Origin of the sequence: Neorhizobium sp. NCHU2750 (genome assembly GCF_003597675.1) — a bacterium.
GTDB lineage: Bacteria > Pseudomonadota > Alphaproteobacteria > Rhizobiales > Rhizobiaceae > Neorhizobium.
Map to the genome: position 1 here is coordinate 130,373 of NZ_CP030827.1, position 19,212 is coordinate 149,584.

General features: G+C 63.1%; 16 protein-coding genes. 7 read left to right on the forward strand and 9 right to left on the reverse strand.

What is annotated here, in order from left to right:
• Window positions 1-166 precede the first annotated feature (166 nt).
• Window positions 167-574: a hypothetical protein gene (locus tag NCHU2750_RS00635; protein WP_119938680.1), complete on the reverse strand. Its 408-nt coding sequence runs from the start codon at window positions 572-574 to the stop codon at window positions 167-169.
• Window positions 575-745: 171 nt separating this feature from the next.
• Here NCHU2750_RS00635 and NCHU2750_RS00640 point away from each other — a divergent pair, with 171 nt between their 5' ends.
• Both NCHU2750_RS00640 and NCHU2750_RS00645 read left to right on the forward strand, forming a co-directional pair.
• A complete protein-coding gene (locus tag NCHU2750_RS00640) occupies window positions 746-1,093 on the forward strand; it encodes a DUF952 domain-containing protein (RefSeq protein ID WP_119938681.1) in 348 nt (115 codons plus the stop codon).
• Entirely contained in the window at window positions 1,090-2,187 is a 1,098-nt protein-coding gene (locus NCHU2750_RS00645) for a quinone-dependent dihydroorotate dehydrogenase (protein WP_119938682.1), read from the forward strand. Before NCHU2750_RS00640 ends, NCHU2750_RS00645 begins: the two co-directional genes overlap by 4 nt.
• Window positions 2,188-2,207: 20 nt before the next feature.
• On the opposite strand, the gene NCHU2750_RS00650 is transcribed toward NCHU2750_RS00645, so the two are convergent.
• The 3 genes from NCHU2750_RS00650 to NCHU2750_RS00660 all read right to left on the reverse strand — a co-directional run bounded on the left by NCHU2750_RS00650 (window position 2,208) and on the right by NCHU2750_RS00660 (window position 4,397).
• The gene (locus NCHU2750_RS00650) at window positions 2,208-3,473 is read right to left on the reverse strand and encodes an MATE family efflux transporter (RefSeq protein ID WP_245480437.1); all 1,266 of its coding nucleotides are present in this window, start codon (window positions 3,471-3,473) and stop codon (window positions 2,208-2,210) included.
• A gap of 146 nt (window positions 3,474-3,619) precedes the next feature.
• Window positions 3,620-4,120, reverse strand: a complete 501-nt coding sequence (locus NCHU2750_RS00655) for a CAP domain-containing protein (RefSeq protein WP_119942781.1) — start codon at window positions 4,118-4,120, stop codon at window positions 3,620-3,622.
• A 10-nt stretch (window positions 4,121-4,130) separates the two neighbouring features.
• Window positions 4,131-4,397, reverse strand: a complete 267-nt coding sequence (locus NCHU2750_RS00660; protein ID WP_119938684.1) for a DUF6460 domain-containing protein — start codon at window positions 4,395-4,397, stop codon at window positions 4,131-4,133.
• Between the two features lie 149 nt (window positions 4,398-4,546).
• Between NCHU2750_RS00660 and NCHU2750_RS00665 the strand changes: the two genes are divergently transcribed.
• The 5 genes from NCHU2750_RS00665 to pdeM all read left to right on the forward strand — a co-directional run bounded on the left by NCHU2750_RS00665 (window position 4,547) and on the right by pdeM (window position 10,536).
• Complete coding sequence (locus NCHU2750_RS00665) at window positions 4,547-5,509, forward strand: class I SAM-dependent DNA methyltransferase (protein ID WP_119938685.1); 963 nt, start codon at window positions 4,547-4,549, stop codon at window positions 5,507-5,509.
• 115 nt (window positions 5,510-5,624) lie between these two features.
• Window positions 5,625-6,275 (forward strand): YitT family protein, encoded by a 651-nt coding sequence (locus NCHU2750_RS00670; RefSeq protein WP_245480300.1) that lies wholly within the window; start codon window positions 5,625-5,627, stop codon window positions 6,273-6,275.
• Between the two features lie 19 nt (window positions 6,276-6,294).
• Window positions 6,295-6,942 carry a YitT family protein gene (locus NCHU2750_RS00675; RefSeq protein WP_119938686.1) on the forward strand — a complete coding sequence of 216 codons (648 nt, stop codon included), beginning with the start codon at window positions 6,295-6,297 and terminating at the stop codon, window positions 6,940-6,942.
• A 40-nt stretch (window positions 6,943-6,982) separates the two neighbouring features.
• Window positions 6,983-9,529 (forward strand): ligase-associated DNA damage response DEXH box helicase, encoded by a 2,547-nt coding sequence (locus NCHU2750_RS00680; RefSeq protein ID WP_162939435.1) that lies wholly within the window; start codon window positions 6,983-6,985, stop codon window positions 9,527-9,529.
• A 281-nt stretch (window positions 9,530-9,810) separates the two neighbouring features.
• Complete coding sequence (gene pdeM / locus NCHU2750_RS00685; protein ID WP_119942786.1) at window positions 9,811-10,536, forward strand: ligase-associated DNA damage response endonuclease PdeM; 726 nt, start codon at window positions 9,811-9,813, stop codon at window positions 10,534-10,536.
• An 11-nt stretch (window positions 10,537-10,547) separates the two neighbouring features.
• Here the strand turns inward: pdeM and NCHU2750_RS00690 are convergent, their stop codons facing one another.
• From NCHU2750_RS00690 to NCHU2750_RS00710, 5 genes are all read right to left on the reverse strand, one after another.
• Complete coding sequence (locus NCHU2750_RS00690) at window positions 10,548-10,985, reverse strand: universal stress protein (protein WP_119938688.1); 438 nt, start codon at window positions 10,983-10,985, stop codon at window positions 10,548-10,550.
• A 111-nt stretch (window positions 10,986-11,096) separates the two neighbouring features.
• Complete coding sequence (locus NCHU2750_RS00695; protein WP_119938689.1) at window positions 11,097-12,887, reverse strand: chloride channel protein; 1,791 nt, start codon at window positions 12,885-12,887, stop codon at window positions 11,097-11,099.
• A 70-nt stretch (window positions 12,888-12,957) separates the two neighbouring features.
• Window positions 12,958-13,773, reverse strand: a complete 816-nt coding sequence (locus tag NCHU2750_RS00700; RefSeq protein ID WP_119938690.1) for a TIGR02186 family protein — start codon at window positions 13,771-13,773, stop codon at window positions 12,958-12,960.
• A complete protein-coding gene (locus tag NCHU2750_RS00705) occupies window positions 13,773-14,696 on the reverse strand; it encodes a sulfite exporter TauE/SafE family protein (protein ID WP_119938691.1) in 924 nt (307 codons plus the stop codon). Before NCHU2750_RS00705 ends, NCHU2750_RS00700 begins: the two co-directional genes overlap by 1 nt.
• A gap of 366 nt (window positions 14,697-15,062) precedes the next feature.
• Entirely contained in the window at window positions 15,063-19,004 is a 3,942-nt protein-coding gene (locus NCHU2750_RS00710) for a peptidoglycan-binding protein (RefSeq protein ID WP_119938692.1), read from the reverse strand.
• Window positions 19,005-19,212 lie beyond the last annotated feature (208 nt).

Below are 19,212 nucleotides of genomic sequence, written 5' to 3' on the forward strand. Positions count from 1 at the left end.
AGGCCTTACTTAAATTTGTAGCCTTCTTGCCGCGTCGAAACAAGGGCGCCGTTCCGGTGCCGTCTGTGGAAGACAATCCGGTGGCATCCTTATTCTCCTCGATCTGTCGCGATTTTGCGACAATGCCGCCGCGGCATCTGCGCCCGTCGATAGCCCGCCCGAGAGCTCAGGTGCGGTCCGGCTGCGCCTCTCCCGGCTTCTCTTCAGTGAATTCGCGCACGATACCCATGAAGCTGCGCATGAACCGTTCCATGATCGACAGCGACCGGTCGACCTCCGCGTCGCTCGGCAACTGGTTCTGAAGTCTGTCGGGCGGCGTCTGGCTCAATCGCTCCTCCAGGGCGGTCACCCGCTTTTGCAAGAGATCCAGCTCCTTGTCATAGGCCGCCCGTTCGTCGGGAGCCATCCGGCAGGCGAGTTCTCCGCTTTCCTCCCGGCAGGTGGTGATCGCGCCGGTCTCGGTATCGAGCCTGACGATCCCCTGATCGGTGCACTGCATCGTGAACCTCGGTTCCGCCTCAGCGCCGCCGGCAGCAAGGGCGAGCCCGGCCGTGATGGTTGCCAATCTGCGCATATTTGTCTCCTCCGATAGTGATGGACATTTGGCCGCCTTTGCGGCAAACGGTCCGCAGCCACCGCATGTCGGTGTTAACGGCTTTTCCGGCCCGGGGTTCTGTCAGGGTGGCGAAAAGGCCGCGGTTTCATCGGGCATGATGCGAAGCCCGGATCCTACGGGAGATGTGTGATGACGGATACCGTTTACAAGATCGTCCCCGACAGCATCTGGCGTGACGCCAAGGCGGCGGGCGTGTTCGAAGGGGCCGAGATCGACCATCGCGACGGCTATATCCATTTTTCCACCGGCGCCCAGGCGCGCGAGACGGCGCGGCTGCATTTTTCAGGTGTCGCCGGGCTCATGCTGGTCGCCGTCAATGTTTTGGCCCTTGGCGAGGCGCTCAGGTTCGAGCCTTCCCGTGGTGGCGATCTCTTTCCGCATCTTTACGGCACCCTGCCGCTGTCCGCTGTCCTGTGGGAAATGCCGCTCCTGATCGGCGTTGACGGACAGCATGCCTTTCCGGAGAAAATGCCATGATCGGCCGTCTCGCGGGGATTGCCTCCCGCAGCCTTTTCGTCTTCGATCCCGAAACCGCCCATGGCCTGTCGATTGCGGCGCTGAAGACCGGAATAACCCCGGTCTGCGCGCCAAAGGCGGACCCGCGTCTGGCCCGGACGATCGCCGGCATCCGGTTTGAAAACCCGATCGGCCTTGCCGCTGGCTACGACAAGAATGCCGAAGTGCCGCAGGCGCTGCTGAAACTCGGTTTCGGCCATGTCGAGATCGGCACGGTCACGCCGAAGCCGCAGCCCGGCAATCCCAAGCCGCGCCTGTTCCGCCTTGTCGAGGACCGCGCGGTCATCAACCGTTTCGGCTTCAACAGCGAAGGGCATGAACCGGTCTTCGCGCGGTTGTCGAATTTCCGCCGCAGCGGTCATTCCGGTCTTGTCGGCGTCAATATCGGCGCCAACAAGGAAAGCACCGACCGCATTGCCGATTACGTCGCCGGCATCCGTCGTTTCGCCTCCGTCGCCTCCTATTTCACCGCCAACATTTCCTCGCCCAACACGCCGGGCCTGCGCGACCTGCAGGCGCGCGAAAGCCTTGCCGCCCTTCTTTCCGCAACACTTGCCGCCCGCAACGAAGAGGCGGACAGGCTCGGCCGAAAACTGCCGGTCTTCCTGAAGATCGCGCCCGATCTGACCGAGGAGGGGCTGGACGATATCGCCGCCGAAGTGCTGGCCCATGATCTCGATGGCCTGATCGTCTCCAACACCACGCTTTCGCGCGAAGGCCTGAAGGATCAGGTCCATGCGAGGGAGACGGGCGGCATGTCCGGCGCGCCGCTCTTTGCCCGCGCCACTGCCGTTCTGGCCCGCATGCGCAAGCGCGTCGGCCCCGACCTGCCGATCATCGGCGTCGGCGGCGTAGGCAGCGCCGAAGATGCGCTGGAAAAGATCCGCGCCGGCGCCGATCTCGTCCAGGTCTATTCCTGCATGGTCTATGAGGGGCCGGGCCTGCCCGGTTCGATCAACCGCGGCCTGTCGAAGCTGCTCGACCGGCAGGGTGCAAAATCGATCCGCGACTTGCGCGATACCCGCGTCGACCACTGGGCCTCGCAGACACTCTAACTTCTATCGCCGCGAGAGCCTCAAAAACTCTCGCGCGCCTTGGATGGCAGCATGGCGGCAAGGAAAAGCCCGCGCATGCCGAGAAACAGGTTGAGCGACAGCCACAGGCCGTGATTGGCAAAAGCCGGCACGAGGATCGCCAGGCTGATGCCGAAGCCGAGAAGCGAAATGAGCATCATGTTGCGCATCGCCTTCGACCATGTCGCCCCGATGAACACGCCGTCGAGCTGGAAGGCGAGCGCACCGGTCATGCCGGTCAGCGCTGCCCAGAAGAGATGCGCCTGCGCTTCCACTTGCACTGGTTCCGATGTCGTCAGGAGCGCAATGATCTGAGATCCGAAGACGAGAAAGAACAGTGCCAGAAGCGCCGCCATGAAGAACGACCAGAAGGCCGTCAGCTTCAGCGCCTGGTCGAAGGCCGGCCGGAAGCGGGCACCGATCGCCCGTCCGGCCAGCTGCTCGGCAGCCCCTGCCAGCCCGTCGAGGAAGAACGAACAGAGCATGAAGACATTCATCAGCACTGCATTGGCGGCAAGCGTGATGGCGCCGAAGCTCGATCCGACCCGCGTCATGATCGCATAGGCGCAGTTCAGCACCAGCGAGCGGATCAGGATATCGGCATTGAGCTCAAACAGCGCCTTCAGCTTGCTGCGATCGAGAATTTCTCCGAGCGCCGGCCGCTCTGCCCGCATGCCATGGAATTGGCGCAAGACGATGATCAGCCCGACGACGGCGCCGATCACCTCGGCAAGCGCCGTACCCCAGGCGACACCCTCCACACCGTGACCGAGCGTGAGCCCGATCGTGACCGACAGCACGATATTGCTGCCGTTGATGACGATCTGCAGCAACAGGCCTGTCATCCCCTGTCCGCGCCCCAAAACATAACCGAGAATGGCGAAATTGATGAAGGTGGCCGGGCTGCTCAGTGCCCGAATGCCGAAATAGTGGCGCGTCACATCTGCCACGGCCTTGTCGTCGCTCATCAGCTCGGGCGCATAGGCAAGGATCAGCGGCGTCAGCAGAAGCATGGCGAGCCCCAGCCCGATGGCGCTGATCAGCGCCCGCCAGAACACCGCCTGCTCCTCGCGTCCGTCGCCACGGCCGAAAGCCTGCGCCGTCAAACCCGTGGTCGAGGTGCGGAAGAAACTGAGGCTGCCGAAGATCAGGTCGAACAGGATGGCGCCGATCGCAAGCCCGCCAAGCGCTGCCGGATCGCCGAGCCGGCCGACGACGCCGGTGGCGGTCAGTCCCAGAAGCGGCGTCGTCAGGTAGCCGAGCGTCATCGGCAGGGCGATCGACAGCACGCCTCGATGCGTCACGGTGAACGGATGGACCGCCGTCGCTGGATTGGAACGGTCATGACCGGAAAGGTCGTCGCCGATTGCCTGTTGCCGCCCCATCGTCCTGAAGGGCCCCCGCCCGAACCGTCTTAAGACCCGCTGGAAAGCACCATCGACCAGTAGGAGCGGCCATCCGCCCCCGTTGCCATGGCAACGCCGAGGCCGCGATAATTGCCGAGCATGTTCTCCAGATGCTTGGGAGAATTGATCCAGGCCTGGACCGCGGCTTCGACGGAATGCTGGCCGCTGGCGATATTTTCCGCCGCCGGCAGCTTCACGTCACTGCGCTTCATCCGCTTTCCGAAATCGTCGCCGATGCCGATCAGGTGCTGCATCTCCTCTGCCTTCGCCATGCGAACGGCCTGGATCGACGCGGCCGTTCGTGCCGGGGCATCGAGCGTCAGTGCGGAAAGGCCCTTGCTTGCCCTGAGCTTGTTGACCATCGGCAGCGCCGCAACGGTATCGTCCTGCGCACCCGTGGTCGGGGCAAGGGCCGTGTTGGTGGTGGAACAGCCGGCCAGGGTCAGCGCGGTTCCTGCCATGGCAAGGCCGGAAATGGCGAGGAAACCCCGCCGGGAAGAAGCAGTCATAAAGGTCATGTCAGCGACGGTAGCTCATCAGGCGCAATACGATAAAGATCGGGATCACCACGATCGCGCCGAGCAGCAGATAGTCGCCCACGCGTCCGAGTGCGCGGAAACCGTTATACCAGAGATCGAGGAAATAATAGCGAACGCTGTCAACGATATTGTGAGGCGTGAAGCCGAAGAAGGCGAGCACGAAACCGACAATTAGGCAGACCACGATCAGCTTGACGATCGTCCGGCCGATCGAATCGCCGAGGAACTTGTTCACGCCATCCGCCATTCTTGATCGTCTCCGTTCTATCCATATGCCATAGCCGTGCAGGGCTTGCCCGGCAACCGTGAGATAGGCACTCTTCAGCGCTCCTCAAATAGAACTTGAGTTTTTTTGTGGCTTCGGCAATGAGCGGCAGTGTTTCAGGACAGTAAACGATGAGCCAGTTCTCTTCCGGCGACGTGATCGCCGACCGCCGTGCCGATTATGCCCGCATGCTGGCCGAGGGCCGCGATTTTGCCGCCGCCGCCGAACTGATGGAACAGGCGCTGGAACTGGCGCCCGCTTGGGCCGCCGGCTGGTTCCGGCTTGGCGAATACCGTGAGAAGGCGGGGCTTGAAACCGCCGAAGAGGCCTATCGCCGGGCACTCGAACTGGAACCGGACGACGTGTTCGGTGCGCGGTTGAAGCTGGCCGTGATCGGTGCCGAGGAGGCGCCCGACCAGCCGCCGAGCCGCTATGTCGAAAGCCTGTTCGACGATTATGCCGACCGCTTCGATACCGCGCTTGTCGAAAAGCTCGATTACTCCGTTCCCGGCAAACTTGCCGCTCTGGTCGTGCCGCATGCGCCATTCGTGCTGACCGTCGATCTCGGCTGCGGTACCGGCCTGTTCGGCGCCGAGATCCGCGACCGGACCGAGCGGCTGGAAGGTTTCGATCTCTCCCAGAACATGCTGGCCAAGGCAGAGGAAAAAGGTCTTTACGATCACCTTGCCCAGTCCGATCTCAGCCTTAGCGCGGAAGAAAGCGGGCTTTTCGGCCCGCACCTGCCGCATCACCGCGCCGACCTCGTCTCAGCCGCCGATGTCTTGATGTATCTCGGCTCGCTCGAAACCGTCTTCCCGCTGGTGATCGATCTTCTTGCCGCAGGTGGCCTGTTCGCCTTTTCGGTCGAGGAAGTGGCGCAGGAGGAGCAGGGTGCCGGGCAGGGGCATGGCCAGGGTCAGGCGCAAGGCTTCGTGCTGCGCGACAGCCTCCGCTACGCCCATTCGGAAGCCCATATCCGGCTGCTTCTTGCCCATCACCGGCTCGAACTGCTGCAGCTGGAGCGCACCACCATTCGCATGGATGCCGGAAAGCCGGTCAGCGGCATTCTGTTTCTGTCGCGAAAAATGGGCTGACCACACGCTTTCTTGCGTTTTCACACGGGCGTGATGGCGCGCCGCCTTCCCGCTTGCTGAACCTCGTGTTGCCGTGCAAAATCGCCGCAAAACAACATGAAACAAGGGGAAATGCGTGGCTGACGAACAGGGCACGGCAAAGAGCCGTTTGGGCTTCTACAGTCAGGATCCGGCCCGTCACACACCGCTTGAGGATGCCCAGGGCATTTTCATCAGCGCCATGGTGGCAGCGCTCGGGCTCTACATGCTCAACCAGGTCGGGCTTCTGACCAGCGGTATCGCCGGTGTCGCCTTCCTGTTTCACTATGCCTTCGGCTGGTCCTTCGGCCTTCTGTTCTTCATTCTCAATCTGCCCTTCTACTATTTGTCTTTCCGCCGGCTTGGCATCGGCTTCTCCTTCAAGACATTCGTGGCGATCGCTCTCGTCTCCGTTCTTGCCGACCTGGAACACCGCTTCATCTCCATCAGCCATCTCGATCCCTTCTGGGCGGCCCTTCTCGGAGGCATCCTTCTGGGCTTCGGCCTGCTCGGGCTCTATCGCCACCGCTCGTCGCTCGGCGGCCTCGGCATTCTGGCGATCTATATCCAGGACCGGTTCAAGATCCCCGCCGGCCTCGTCCAGCTCGCCTTCGATCTCTGCGTCATGGCGACAGCCTTCCTCGTCGTCAGCCCGATCACCGTCCTGTGGTCGCTGTTGAGCGCCGTCGTGCTCAACCTGCTTCTCACCATCAACCATCGCTCCGACCGCTATATCGCGGTGCGCTGAGCTTGAAACGGGGGGCGGCATGGCGGATGTAGCGGAGAAGAAGAAAAGCCCGATCGGCTTCTGGGCCTCCTCTACGGAAAGGCATTCGGTCGTCGAGGATGTGCAGGGCGTCATCGCCGGCTCGATGCTGGCAGCCCTCGGCGTCATCATGCTGCAGGCTGCCCATCTTTTGATCGGCGGCACCGCCGGCCTCGGCTTCCTCCTGCGCTATTCCACCGGCGTCAGCTTCGGCACCGCCTTCTTCACCATGAATCTGCCTTTTTACTGGCTGGCCTACAAGCGCCTCGGCCTCGTCTTCACGGTGAAGACTTTCGCTGCCGTGGCACTCACCTCGGTTCTGACCGGCGTCCTGCCCAGGCTCATCGCCTTCGGCACGATCGAGCCGATCATCGCCGCACTCTTCGGCGGCCTGCTGATCGGTTGCGGCATGCTGGTTCTCTTCCGCCACCGCGCCTCGCTCGGCGGTTTCGGCATATTGGCGCTCTACCTGCAGGACAAGTTCGGCTGGCGGGCCGGCTTCGTGCAGCTCGGGCTGGACTGCCTCGTGCTCATCCTGTCCTTCTTTGTCGCTGGCCCCTTCGTCATCGCCTGCTCGGTCGCCGCAGCACTCACCCTCAACCTGACGCTCGCCATCAATCACCGCACCGATCGCTACATCGTGCGGTAGCGGCCTTCATTTCCGCCGGTGAAAACCTATCTTTCATCTCGTGGATCTCGTCGAAACAAAACCCGCCGGCACTCATGCCGTAACGCTGCCCCGGCCGTTCCTCAAATGGTTCGCCGAAAAGGGCTGGCAGCCGCGTGCCCATCAGCTGGAACTGCTCGCCCGCGCTCAAGGCGGCGAGAACATGCTCCTGATCGCCCCGACGGGTGCCGGCAAGACGCTCGCCGGCTTCCTGCCCTCGCTCACCGATCTCGTGTCGCGCGGAAAGATCCCGCCCGGCTCACCCTTCACCGGCATCCACACACTCTACATCTCGCCCTTGAAGGCGCTCACCGTTGATATCGAGCGCAACCTGATGAAGCCGGTCACCGAGATGAGCCTTGCGGTCACCGTCGAAAACCGCACCGGCGATACGCCGCAATCCAAGCGCCAGCGCCAGAAGCTCAACCCGCCGGATATCCTGCTGACGACACCCGAACAGCTTGCCCTGCTTCTCGCCAACAAGGAGGCGGAGCGCTTCTTCAAGGACCTGAAATATGTCGTGCTCGACGAACTCCATTCTCTCGTCACCTCCAAGCGTGGCCATCTTCTCTCGCTTGGCCTCGCGCGCTTGCGCAGGCATGCGCCGAACATGCAGACGATCGGCCTTTCCGCCACCGTCGCCGACCCGATGGACCTGCAGCGTTGGCTGGTGCCGCAGAACACCCCGCAGAACGCCCCGCAGGCCGAAACGCCGGCACCTCCCGCCGGTCTCGTCCATGTGACCGGCGGTGCCGCTCCTGACATCACCATCTTGGGCACCGAAACGCGCATCCCCTGGTCCGGCCACGTCTCCACCTATGCCATCCCCGAGGTCTACGAGGAGATCAGGCGCCACAAGACCACGCTGATCTTCGTCAACACCCGCTTCCAGGCGGAACTCCTGTTCCAGTCGCTCTGGACGATCAACGAGGACAATTTAGCCATTGCCCTCCATCACGGCTCGCTCGATGCCAGCCAGCGGCGCAAGGTGGAGGCGGCCATGGCCGATAATCGGCTGCGCGCCGTCGTCGCCACCTCGACCCTCGACATGGGGATAGACTGGGGCGATATCGATCTCGTCGTCCATGTCGGCGCGCCGAAGGGCGCCTCGCGGCTTGCCCAGCGCATCGGCCGCGCCAATCACCGCATGGATGAGCCATCCAAGGCGATCCTCGTGCCCGCCAACCGCTTCGAGGTTATGGAATGCCAGGCAGCCCTCGATGCCAATTATCTCGGCGCACAGGATACGCCGCCGGTGGGCGAGGGCGCGCTCGATGTCTTGGCCCAACATGTCCTCGGCATGGCCTGCGCCGAGCCTTTCGATCCGCTCGAGCTCTATGACGAGATCATCTCCGCCTCGCCCTATGCCGGCCTGTCATGGGAAATGTTCGAGCGCATCGTCGATTTCGTCGCCACCGGCGGCTATGCGCTGCGCTCCTATGAACGTTACGCCAAGATCAGGAAGACGAAGGAAGGCCGCTGGCGCGTCTCCAATCCACAGATCGCCCAGCAATACCGGCTCAACCTCGGCACGATAGTCGAGGCCACCGAACTCAATGTCCGTCTCGTCAAACGCAATGCCGTGGGGACGGTTGGCCGTGGAGGCATGTCGCTCGGCAAGGTCGAGGAATATTTTCTCGAACAGCTCGTCCAGGGCGATACTTTCCTCTTCGCCGGCAAGGTGCTGCGCTTCGAAGGTATCCGCGAAAACGAATGCCTCGTCTCCAACGCATTCTCGCTCGATCCGAAAATCCCCGCCTATGCCGGGGGAAAATTCCCGCTGACCACTTACCTTGCCGACCAGGTCCGCGCCATGCTGGCCGAGCCCGAGCGCCGCACAAAACTGCCCGATCAGGTGCGCGACTGGCTGAACATCCAGCTCGAACGCTCCATGCTGCCGAAAAAGGACGAGCTGCTGATCGAAACCTTCCCGCGCGGCAAGCGCTTCTTCATGGTCGCCTATTGTTTCGAGGGCCGGCTGGCGCACCAGACGCTCGGCATGCTGCTCACCCGCCGGTTGGAACGGCTCGGCGCCCGCCCGCTCGGCTTCGTCGCCACCGATTATTCGCTCGCCATCTGGGGCTTGAACGATCTCGGCGCGATGATCGCCGAGGGCGCCTTGAGCCTGTCCGACCTGTTCGACGAGGACATGCTGGGCGATGATCTCGAAGCCTGGCTCGATGAAAGCTATATGCTGAAGCGCACCTTCCGCAATTGCGCCGTGATTTCCGGATTGATCGAACGCCGTCATCCGGGCAAGGAAAAGACCGGCCGTCAGGTCACCGTCTCGACCGACTTGATCTATGACGTGCTGCGTAGCCACGAACCGGATCATATCCTCTTGGAAGCGACGCGGCGCGATGCGGCGTCCGGCCTTTTGGATATCGGCCGGCTCGCCGATATGTTGTCTCGGATAAAGGGGCATATAACCCACCGGGATCTCGACCGCGTTTCGCCTCTGGCGGTGCCGATCATGCTGGAGATCGGCAAGGAGACCGTGCCCGGCGAGGCCCATGACGCCGTCCTGCAGGAGGCGGCAGACGAGTTGATTGCGGAAGCGGGATTGTAGCGGGGGCGGATGGTTGATGGAAAAGACCCCTCCCAACCCTCCCCACAAGGGGGAGGGCTTAACCTGGCCTAACCGTTATGCCGTCGGTGAGGCAGGCGGTCTCCTCAGGTCTTCTCCCCCCTTGTGGGGGAGATGGTCGGCAGACCAGAGGGGGACTCCCTATCCGCGATAACCGTGCCGAAATGCTGGATTGCCGGCAGTGCGAATGAGGGCTACCTTCGATTGAATTGGAAAGACGAACGACAGTGATGCATCGCCTGGGGACTTTTCCCCGCACAATGATGACGGGTCAGGCCGCCGGAGCGCCGGGAGGCAGCCGGGGGAGCCCTGGGAGCCAGGACATCCTCGTCCACGGGGTCGCCGCCGTGTGCGATCCGCTGGGTGGGCTCTATCTGCCGGAAACGCGGATGCTCGTCGTCTCCGACCTGCATCTCGAAAAGGGCGCAGCCTTTGCCCGCCGCGGCATGATGCTGCCGCCCTATGATACGCTGGCGACGCTCAACATCCTCTCTGCCGTCATCGCCCGCTATGATCCGGGCGTCGTCGTCTCGCTCGGCGACAACTTCCATGACCGCCGGGGTTCAGAACATCTGCCGGCGGAATTTCGCGCCATGATCGCGGACATGGCGCGCGGCCGCGACTGGATCTGGATCAACGGCAATCATGATCCCGATGGCACGACGGACCTGCCGGGCCTGTCGAGCGACGAACTCGTCTATGGCGGCCTCACCTTCCGCCACGAGCCGAGCCTCATCTCGTCGAAGGGCGAGATCGCCGGCCATCTTCATCCGGCGGCCACCGTCCGCCGCCGGGAGAAATCCGTCCGCCGTCCCTGCTTTGCCAGTGATGGCCACCGCCTCGTCATGCCCGCCTTCGGTGTGCTGACCGGCGGTCTCGATCTCCGTCACCGGGCGATCCAAGGCCTGTTTCGACAGGAAACGCTGGTTGCGCATCTGCTCGGCCGTGATCGCATCTATTCGGTGCGCTATGGCAGTTTGCTGGGCTGACCTTTTCGGCTCTATCGATAGACCAGCACCGGCAGCTTCGACCCGGCCAGAACCTTCATCGTCACGCTGCCGAGCATGAAGGCCTTGAAGCCGGAGCGGCCATGCGAAGCCATGATGATCGCGTCGCAGCCTTTCTCCTCCGCCGTCTTGACGATGCAGCCGGCGGGATCGACGCTCTGCTTCTTGACGATGTTGCATTCGACACTCTGCTGCGCGGCCGCAGCCTTGGCCTCCGCCAGAATGCCGTCGGCCTGTTCATTGGCCCGCTGCTCGTATTCGGCATAGGCGATATCCATGCCGACCGGATAGACGGTGAAGACCTGCAGCGGTTCGATCACCGCGAGGATCGTTACCTGCGCATTGCTTTCGCGGGCAAAGCCGAGCGCTTTTTCCATCGCTTCGGTGGAAAGCGGCGAACCGTCGGTCGGAATGAGGATGTGTTTGAACATTTTTATGGCCTCCTTGGGTGACCTCCCTTGGTCGAGGTCATCTTCGCATGGCCATCTTGCCGCACATTGATCTGCCGCAAGATCAGAATGTTACGTGCAACAAACCGCTCCTCAGAGCTCGCCGGAAACTTCCCGCCGCCTGCGGTCCAGTTCTTCCGTGTAGCGCCGCAGCGTATGGCTTTCGGAAAGCTGGCCGACGACCTTGCGCTCGATCTGGTTGTTGACCACGGCAAGTGCTTCCGCCTCGGTCCGGTCGAACATCGCGGCCGCCTGCTTGGCATTCATGCTGCGCAGCAAAACGTCGTTCTTGAAGCGTATGAACGAAGACAGATCCGGCGCTTCTTCGTCGCTATTGGTCGGCGCGGCATAGATTTCCGGGGTCAGGATGATGCCGACATATTTGTCGGTTTCGTCGATCACGATGACCCGCTGCGTCGAACCGAGCGGGAACTCCTTGCGGAAGTCTTCGAGCGTCATGCCAGCTTTTGCCGTCTTCACATCGGCACGCATCAGCTTGTCGACCGTCAGGTTGCGGATCCAGCCGATATCGTGGGCGCTGCGAATGCTTTCGCCGCGCAGATGGAAACGCCACGTGGCAAACGAGTAGCCGAACGTGGTGCGCACCACGACCGAGGATGCGATGACGGCGGCAAGCGCCAGTGTGGTGATCGGAAAGTCGCCGGTCACTTCCAGCGCCAGGAAGGTCATCGTCAGCGGCCCGCCGATCACCGCAACCGACAAGGCACTCATGCCGACGATCGCATAGGTGGCCGGCGCAAGCGTCGCATTGGCAAACAGGAAGGGCGTCGCATAGGCAAACAGCTTGCCGATCAGCGCACCGAGGAAAAGCGAGGCGAAGAACAGGCCGCCGCGGAACCCTGCGCCGATGCTGATCGCCGAGGCAAGCGACTTGATCAGCAGCAGGCCGATCACCGCACCGATCGCCATGTGCTGGTTGAGGCTTTCATGCAGCGCCCCATGGCCGGCGGAAAGCACGCGCGTATCAATGAGCGCCAGAAGCCCGACGACGATGCCGCCGAGCGCCGGCCGATAGATCGGCGAGATCGAGCTCTTGCGGGCAAGTTCCTCCACATAGCTCACGCCGTTCATCAGGAGTATGCCGCCACCGGCGCAGATGATGCCGAGTGCCACGGCAGGCGGATAATCTGCCGGCACCACGGTACCGATGCTGTCTATATCGATGAGGAACGCATCGCCGATGAAGATCCGGGTGACGAAGGTCGCAGCCAGCGCCGAGACGACGACAGGCGCCAGGCTGACGGCCGTATAGGTGCCGATGATCAGCTCGAAGGCGTAGAAGGCGCCGGTCAGCGGCGCATGAAAGGCTGAGGCGATGGCGCCGGCCGCGCCGCAGCCGACGAGGATCCGCAGATCCTGCCGGCGCAGCTGCAGGAGCAGGCCGAGCTTGGAGGCGATGCCCGAGGAAAGCTGCGTGTAACCGGCCTCCAGCCCGATCGAGGCACCGAAACCGTTGGAAATGATGTTCTGCACCGCGACGATGATACTGTCGGTCAGGTGCAGCCGTCCGCCATGCAGCGCATTCGCCTCGATCGGGTCGACCATCGGCTTCTTGCGCCATTTTCTGAGGATCATGAACAGCACGCCCATAATCACGCCCCCGACGACCGGCGCCCAGAGCGTTACCATCGGTTCCAGATCCGCCGCCGCACTCAGTCTCTCGCCGGGCTCGATGTGGAAGATCAGGATCTGCAGTTCATGGGCGGCAAAGCTCATCGCAGACACGGCAAGGCCGGCAAGCACGCCGACCACCGCCGCCACCACGATCAGGCCGAATTCGCTGCGCCTTATCAGCACGCGCAACTGCGTCGGATGCAGCAGGTGGCGGAGATCAGGCAGTCGGTCGGCGATATGTTTCAGCATGGCGGCAATGGGTCTGGCAGAGTGAGGGCAGGTCTTGGGCCCTTGGGTTGGAGCTGGGGAAGCGGAAAGGCTACTCCTTGCGGAAGGCGATACTGGCGCCCCAGCCGGTCAGAAGCGCGATCAGCACGCTGAACACGCCGTACAGGAGCGGCCGGTCGTGGGCCGTATCGGTAATCGCCTGTTCGAGGCCGGTCTTGACCACGCGCAGCGGGATTTCTCTCTGGGTGATCAGCGTGCCGCCCTTATACAGATAGGCGCGCACGATATGAACGCCATCCGGCACATTGGCCGGTAGTCTGAGCGAGGCGCGAAACAGGCTGGAGGAAACGAAACGCACGCCGCTTGCCTCCTTCTGGTAGAGCCCGCTTGAAAGCTTCAGTCGGCGATAGGCCTCACGGAAATCGGAAAGCTCGCCGACATCGCGGATATAGCCCGTCGGGTTGAGCGGCAGGTGCTCGATACCGACACCGGCAGTGTCGATCGGCGGCAGCTGCGCCGGATCGTCGAGCTGCCGGGTGCTGGCGATCGAATAGCTTTCCGGCACCTGCTCGAATGTCATCGAATCGGTATTCACCCAGACGCCGAAAATGCGCTCCTTCTTGCGCACGGTGGCATAGTCGCGCGGGCCCTCGAGCGTGACGATGATGTCGTAATTGCCGATCGCCAGAAGCAGGTCGTCGGGATTGGTGATCGCGCCGAACACGGTGAGATCGGCACCGCGGAAATCAGAAGTAATGGCGATTTCGCTGGTCGAAACGCCGATATCGAGCCCTTCCTTCACCGTCGAGGCCTCGCCGATCGGGATCTGCGCCAGGCTTTTTCCGGCAGGCAGGACGAAGAGCGGCAAAAGCAGCACAAGGGCGCGGCAAAGGCGGGCAGGAAGCATTACGATCCTCCCCCGACGATGACCGAGTAGAGATCCTGCGGACGGATGAACAGGCCGACGGCGAGGCGGATGCCGACGGCCAGAACGAGCAGAGCCAAAAGCGCGCGCAACTGTTCGCCACGCAGCTTCTGGCCGACGCGCACGCCGTATTGCGCCCCGATCACGCCCGCCACCATCAGGATGAAGGCCAGCACGATATCGACCGAATAGTTGGTCGCCGCCTGCACGATCGTCGTATAGGCGGTGACGAAGATGATCTGGAACAGCGAAGTTCCGACGACCACGTTGGTCGGGATGCGCAACAGATAGATCATCGCCGGCACCATGATGAAGCCGCCGCCGACACCCATGATCGAGGTCAGGATGCCGATCGCAAAGCCGAGCATGACGACGGGAATGGCGGAAAGATAGATCTTCGATTTCTTGAACCGCATCTTCAAGGGCAGCCGGTGCACCCAGTTGTGCTGGCCCGGCCTCTTCAATGGAAGCGGCTGGTTGAGCTTGGCCTTGCGCATCGCCCGCAGGCTCTCCTGCAGCATCAGGAGCCCGATCGTCGACAGCAGGATGACGTAGAGCAGCGAGATGAACAGGTCGAGTTGGCCGATGCTGCGGAGCCAGGAGAAGATCCACACGCCGACGGTCGCCCCGGCAAGACCGCCGACAAGCAGCACCGTACCGAGCTTGATATCCAGCGAACCGCGGCGGAAATGGGTGATCGCGCCGGAAACGGAAGAGGCCACCACCTGGTTGGCACCGGTCGCCACCGCCACGACGGGGGGGATGTTGTAGAAAATCAGAAGAGGCGTGATCAGGAACCCGCCGCCCACGCCGAACATGCCGGACAGGAAGCCGACGGCCGCACCCATGCCGAGGATGATGAATATATTCACCGACAGCTCTGCTATGGGCAGGTAGATAGTCACGGTTGACCCCGCACGGTGAAACAGGACGACCCCCGTCAGACCGCGTTCTAGGGCTTGTCTGGCGTGGTGGTGGAAAAGTCTCTCACATGCCGGGTGAACAAGGCATGAAGATGTTTCCTCATGCTCCCGCACCGCCTTCGAAGTCAAACCGCAGTAGCGCGCTAAAACGGACCGCAAGCCCTTGATTTGACCGTTTTCTTCGCAGCGTGGCGAATATGCCTCGTCACCGTAAACCCGGTCGATTTAGTCGTGATTAGAGGTCCTCGGCAGCCCCTGCGAATGAAAGGCCGCCGGAAAGAAAAAAGCTGAACCGGGACACAGCCATGGGAAAGGCATCCGGTTCAGCGACTGGAGCTCTGATTGTCGTCAGCCGTTGCGGGCCAGAAGTTCGCGCACCATGGCATCATCCACCTTGCCGGTCGGTTCCTGGCCGATCTTGCTCTGGAAGGCCTTGATCGCGGAGATCGTCTTGGCGCCCATCTTGCCGTCCGGCACGCCCGCATCGAAACCGTTCTTGTTGAGGATCGCCTGGATGTTGCGGATGGCTTTCGTCATGTCGATCGACGAGGTCGTCAGCTTCTTGCCGTTGGCCCATTCGTCGGGAAGGTTGACGATGTTGGCACGCGAATCGAGCGGCTTGGCAGTCCAGGCGTCGAGCTTGGCCTTGGCGCTGTCCAGCTGTTCCTTGCGCATCGCCTTGGCCACCTCGTCGCGCTTGGCAGCGGCATCCGTATCGCCGCCCTTGGCGGCAACGCCGAACCACTTGTAGCTCTCCTCGAGATCCTGCTTTATCCCGTTGCCGCGGGCATAGAGAATGGCGAGGTTGAACTGGCTGTCGGCAACGCCGAGTTCGGCTGCCTTGCGGAACCAGTCGACGGCCTTGGCATAGTCAGGCTGCCCGACGGCACCCGAAGCATAGAGCACGGCGAGATTGTGCATCGAGCTTGCATTCCCCGCCTCGGCAGCCTTCTGGTAATAGCTGACCGCCTCGGGCAGGTTGCGCTCGACGCCGGTTCCCTTTTCCAGAACGTTGCCCATCCGGTATTCGGCCGGCGGCAGGCCGCGATCGGCGGCAAGCTTGTACCATTTGGCCGCTTCAGCCGGGTCGGCGGTCACACCGCGTCCCTCGCTGTAGCGGGAGCCGATTTCGTAGAGCGCATTGGCGTCACCCGATGCTGCTGCATCGGCAAGCGATTTGGGTTCGATGCCGGCCGGAACGGCGATATCGGTCGCCGGCTGGGCCTGGGCCGGTTCAGCCGAAACGGTGGGAGCGGCCGCGTTTCCGGCCGGCGCCGGGGCTTCGGCCACCGCGCCCGTATCGCCGTCCTGGGCAACCTGGCCAAGCGGTTCGCTGGTGATCGCACCATTGGACGGAGCAGCGGGCAGGGCCGGCGGGCTGTTGGCGGCATCCGGCGTGACCGGTGCAGCAGCCGGTGGCGGCGTGACGGCCTGCGGCGTAGCGGGAACGGCCGGGCTTGCCGAAGTGTCGGCGGCCATGGGAGCGCTCGGCGCAACGGGCCGTTCGACTGCGGCGGTCGGGGCCGGGGCGCTGTGGCCGCCCGTGACGTTCTTGATCAGCGGCATCGCCATCAACACCAAGAGAACGGCGCCGACGGCCATCAGGATCGGCCGGCGATGGCGCGAAAATGCCGAAACGCTGCTGCCGTCCTTGGTATCCCGGATATCGGCGGCCTTGGCGGGCTTTGCCTTGCCGGCCTTGAGCTTGCCCTTCGGCATCGATCCCATCTGCGACGGGTCGGCTTCCTGCGCCGCGGCCTTGGCGGCCCGGCGTGCGGCAGCAATATAGTCGGCCCGGTCACCGGTCCTGTCACCACTGAAATCGCCGGCAGCCTGGCTTGCCCTGACCCTTTCGAGGATCTTCTTGACGTCGGGAGCGCCCGAGCCCGGCTCCAGCAACTCGTTCTCGATTTCCGGCGAAAGTACGTCATCAGGTTCGGCCGAAGGATCGATCGAAGGCGTCGGCTCCACATAGGTCCGCGCGACGGTCGCTTCCTTCTTCTTCGAGCGGGGCTTCAGGCGTCGCGCCAGATTGACGATCAGGCTCTTGCTTGCCGGCTTTTCGTCGGCGTCAAAATCCTCGTCTTCTTCGGCAGGCTGCAGCATGGCCGGGATATGATCGCCCATGGTCGAGCCGATCGCGCTCGTCTCGCGCAGGCGGTTTTCCGTGCGCGGCATGTCGATGCTGGCAAGTTCCGCTGCCACATGTGCGGAAAGCGCCGGCATGGCCGCCGGAGCCGCCTCACGCGCCATCGGTTCCTGCATGGCCGGGACGTCGCGGTGTGTCGCAGCCGTTGCAAACATCGGCTGGCGCACCGGCTCTTCGCTGCGATAGGGCGCTGCCGCCGCCGTGGCGAACTGGCCTTCCAGCTGGTCCAGCCGTTCGGCGATCTGCACCAGCGTGCCGTGCAGCGCTTCGAATGTCTGGTGCGTGCGGCTTTCGGAACCGCGCGTCAGGTCTTCCAGATGCTTGAGGTCTTCGGCCAGGGCCGCCAGCGCCGCCATGTCGGTACCGGAAACGTTGCTGCCGGCGCTCAGATTGCGCGAATAGGCCTCGACGACCGCCTCGGCGGCCTGGCGTGCCGCCTCGACGATATATTCGTCGCTGGTCGCCATATAGCCTTCGATCGCGGCCATGCGATTGTCGAATTCCGGCGGCCAGACGGCCGGCGCAGGGCTGCTGGGTTCTGAAATCAGCGTCGAGAGGTGGGCGATCTGGGCTTCCAGCCCGCGCAGGGCGTCATCGTCGCCACGCGGCGTGCTGGCTGCTTCGTCGAGCCGCGCCGCAATGTCCCTCAGCCTGTCCTCGATGCGCACGAAGGCCGCCTCGTCGGCGGGATCCTGCACCCGCGGCTGCTGTTCCATCTCTTCGATGCGCTGGGCAAGAAAGTCCAGCCGACCGCCGAGGCCTTCGGCGGTGAAATTGCTGTCCAGCGCGTCGATCTTGCGGGAAAGGTCGGAAAGATATCCGGCAAACTCGTCCTGCTGGCCGGAAGGTTGCAGTTCGAGAACGAGCGCGGAAAGCTGCTCGATCCGCTCTTCCAGCTTGGCCGTGGCCTGTTCCTCGGCCAGATCCTCGATCCTGCCGGTAAGCAGCTCGATCCGGTGCGATAGCCCGTCGGTGGCGCTGCGGTCGGCGGTGAAGCGGCCGATCGTTTCGACATGCTCCATCAGCGCCGAAAGTCCGCCTTCCAGCCGCTGCATGGCGAGTTCGTCCTGCGCGCTGGAGGATGAACGCGCATTGGCGGCGATCGCCCGGCTGATTTCGTCGAGACGCTGGTCGAGCTGGCCGAAATGCTCGTTGAATGCCGCGTCGGAAGGCTTCATCCGCGAACCGAGCTGTTCCATCATCCCGGCAACGGAAAGCAGCTTCTGCTCCAGCGCGCGGATGACCGGGCTGTCGGCCATCAGGCCGAGCTGGTTGCGGATGTCGTCGATCCGGTAGGCCAGCGTCACCAGTTCCTCGCGCATGGCGGCAACCGTGTCGGTTTCCTGGATGCGTTCTTCCAGACCCACCCACTGGCTCTGCATCTGCCGGAGCGAATCTTCGCGGGCAAGCCCGTCCATGACCGTGCGCAGGTCTTCGAAATCGGCTTGCAGCTTGGCTGCATCCGGCGTCGCTTGCATCATGGTCAGATGGTCGATGCTTTCGGCCAACCGGGCGAGATCGGCATGCACGTTCTCTGCAAAGCGCTGATCCTGCGCATCCGCCTTGATCGAGCGCACTTCGTCTCGAAGCGCCTGCATCTCGCGGGTAAGCCCGTCGGAAATGTCGCGCTTCAGCTCCTGCCTGAGATTGGTCAGCGCATCGGTGAATTCGCGCAGGTCCGTGCGGCGCTGGTTGGCCTCGGCCACGCGGGTGGCAACAGCCGGCTGCCTGAGGTCTTCCCGGCGCGTCGGCGTCGCCACGCGGACCTCGCTTCGCGTCTCGGCGTAGCGGGGCTCGGCATATCGGGAATTGTCGGCTGCGGGTGCCGCTTCGCTGCGCGGCGGGCGCTGGCTCGCCTGCTCCAGCATGCGCTGGCGTTCGCGGATCTCGGCAAGCGGATCGCGCGGAAGCGGCTCTCGTTTCGGGATCTGGCGCGGCGGTGCCGGCTGTTGCACCGGCGTGTGCTGCGGCGCTCGCAGGCGCTCGTCATCGACGCCGCGCGCCGCCACCGCCGGCCGGCCGGCGCCGGCCATCAGGCCCTGGATACGTGCTTCAAGCCCCTCGATGGTGCGGTTCAGTGCATCCAGGGACGAGCGGTCTCGGTCTCCATGACGAGGGGGGGCCGATCGTGATCCGTTCATGTGCTCGCTCGCTTCGACGTTGATCCTGCCGGTTCACTCCGAACATCCCCCGGAGGCATTCCTCCATAAGTAAATTCGAATATTAGGTGAACCTTACGCAAGGCTTGCCATGGTGACGGCGTGAAGCCTTTTCGCGTAAATGCTTTGCGCCGCCATATCGCCCACTATGTGCAAAAACATGGTAAATAAGCCGTTAAGAATGTGTGGC

Bases quoted from the DNA above. Each gene is read 5' to 3' on its own strand.
- NCHU2750_RS00635 (WP_119938680.1), bottom strand. From the start codon at position 574: ATGCGCAGATTGGCAACCATCACGGCCGGGCTCGCCCTTGCTGCCGGC.
- NCHU2750_RS00640 (WP_119938681.1), top strand. From the start codon at position 746: ATGACGGATACCGTTTACAAGATCGTCCCCGACAGCATCTGGCGTGAC.
- NCHU2750_RS00645 (WP_119938682.1), top strand. From the start codon at position 1,090: ATGATCGGCCGTCTCGCGGGGATTGCCTCCCGCAGCCTTTTCGTCTTC.
- NCHU2750_RS00650 (WP_245480437.1), bottom strand. From the start codon at position 3,473: ATGACGCTCGGCTACCTGACGACGCCGCTTCTGGGACTGACCGCCACC.
- NCHU2750_RS00655 (WP_119942781.1), bottom strand. From the start codon at position 4,120: ATGACTGCTTCTTCCCGGCGGGGTTTCCTCGCCATTTCCGGCCTTGCC.
- NCHU2750_RS00660 (WP_119938684.1), bottom strand. From the start codon at position 4,397: ATGGCGGATGGCGTGAACAAGTTCCTCGGCGATTCGATCGGCCGGACG.
- NCHU2750_RS00665 (WP_119938685.1), top strand. From the start codon at position 4,547: ATGAGCCAGTTCTCTTCCGGCGACGTGATCGCCGACCGCCGTGCCGAT.
- NCHU2750_RS00675 (WP_119938686.1), top strand. From the start codon at position 6,295: ATGGCGGATGTAGCGGAGAAGAAGAAAAGCCCGATCGGCTTCTGGGCC.
- pdeM (WP_119942786.1), top strand. From the start codon at position 9,811: ATGACGGGTCAGGCCGCCGGAGCGCCGGGAGGCAGCCGGGGGAGCCCT.
- NCHU2750_RS00690 (WP_119938688.1), bottom strand. From the start codon at position 10,985: ATGTTCAAACACATCCTCATTCCGACCGACGGTTCGCCGCTTTCCACC.
- NCHU2750_RS00695 (WP_119938689.1), bottom strand. From the start codon at position 12,887: ATGCTGAAACATATCGCCGACCGACTGCCTGATCTCCGCCACCTGCTG.
- NCHU2750_RS00700 (WP_119938690.1), bottom strand. From the start codon at position 13,773: ATGCTTCCTGCCCGCCTTTGCCGCGCCCTTGTGCTGCTTTTGCCGCTC.
- NCHU2750_RS00710 (WP_119938692.1), bottom strand. From the start codon at position 19,004: ATGAACGGATCACGATCGGCCCCCCCTCGTCATGGAGACCGAGACCGC.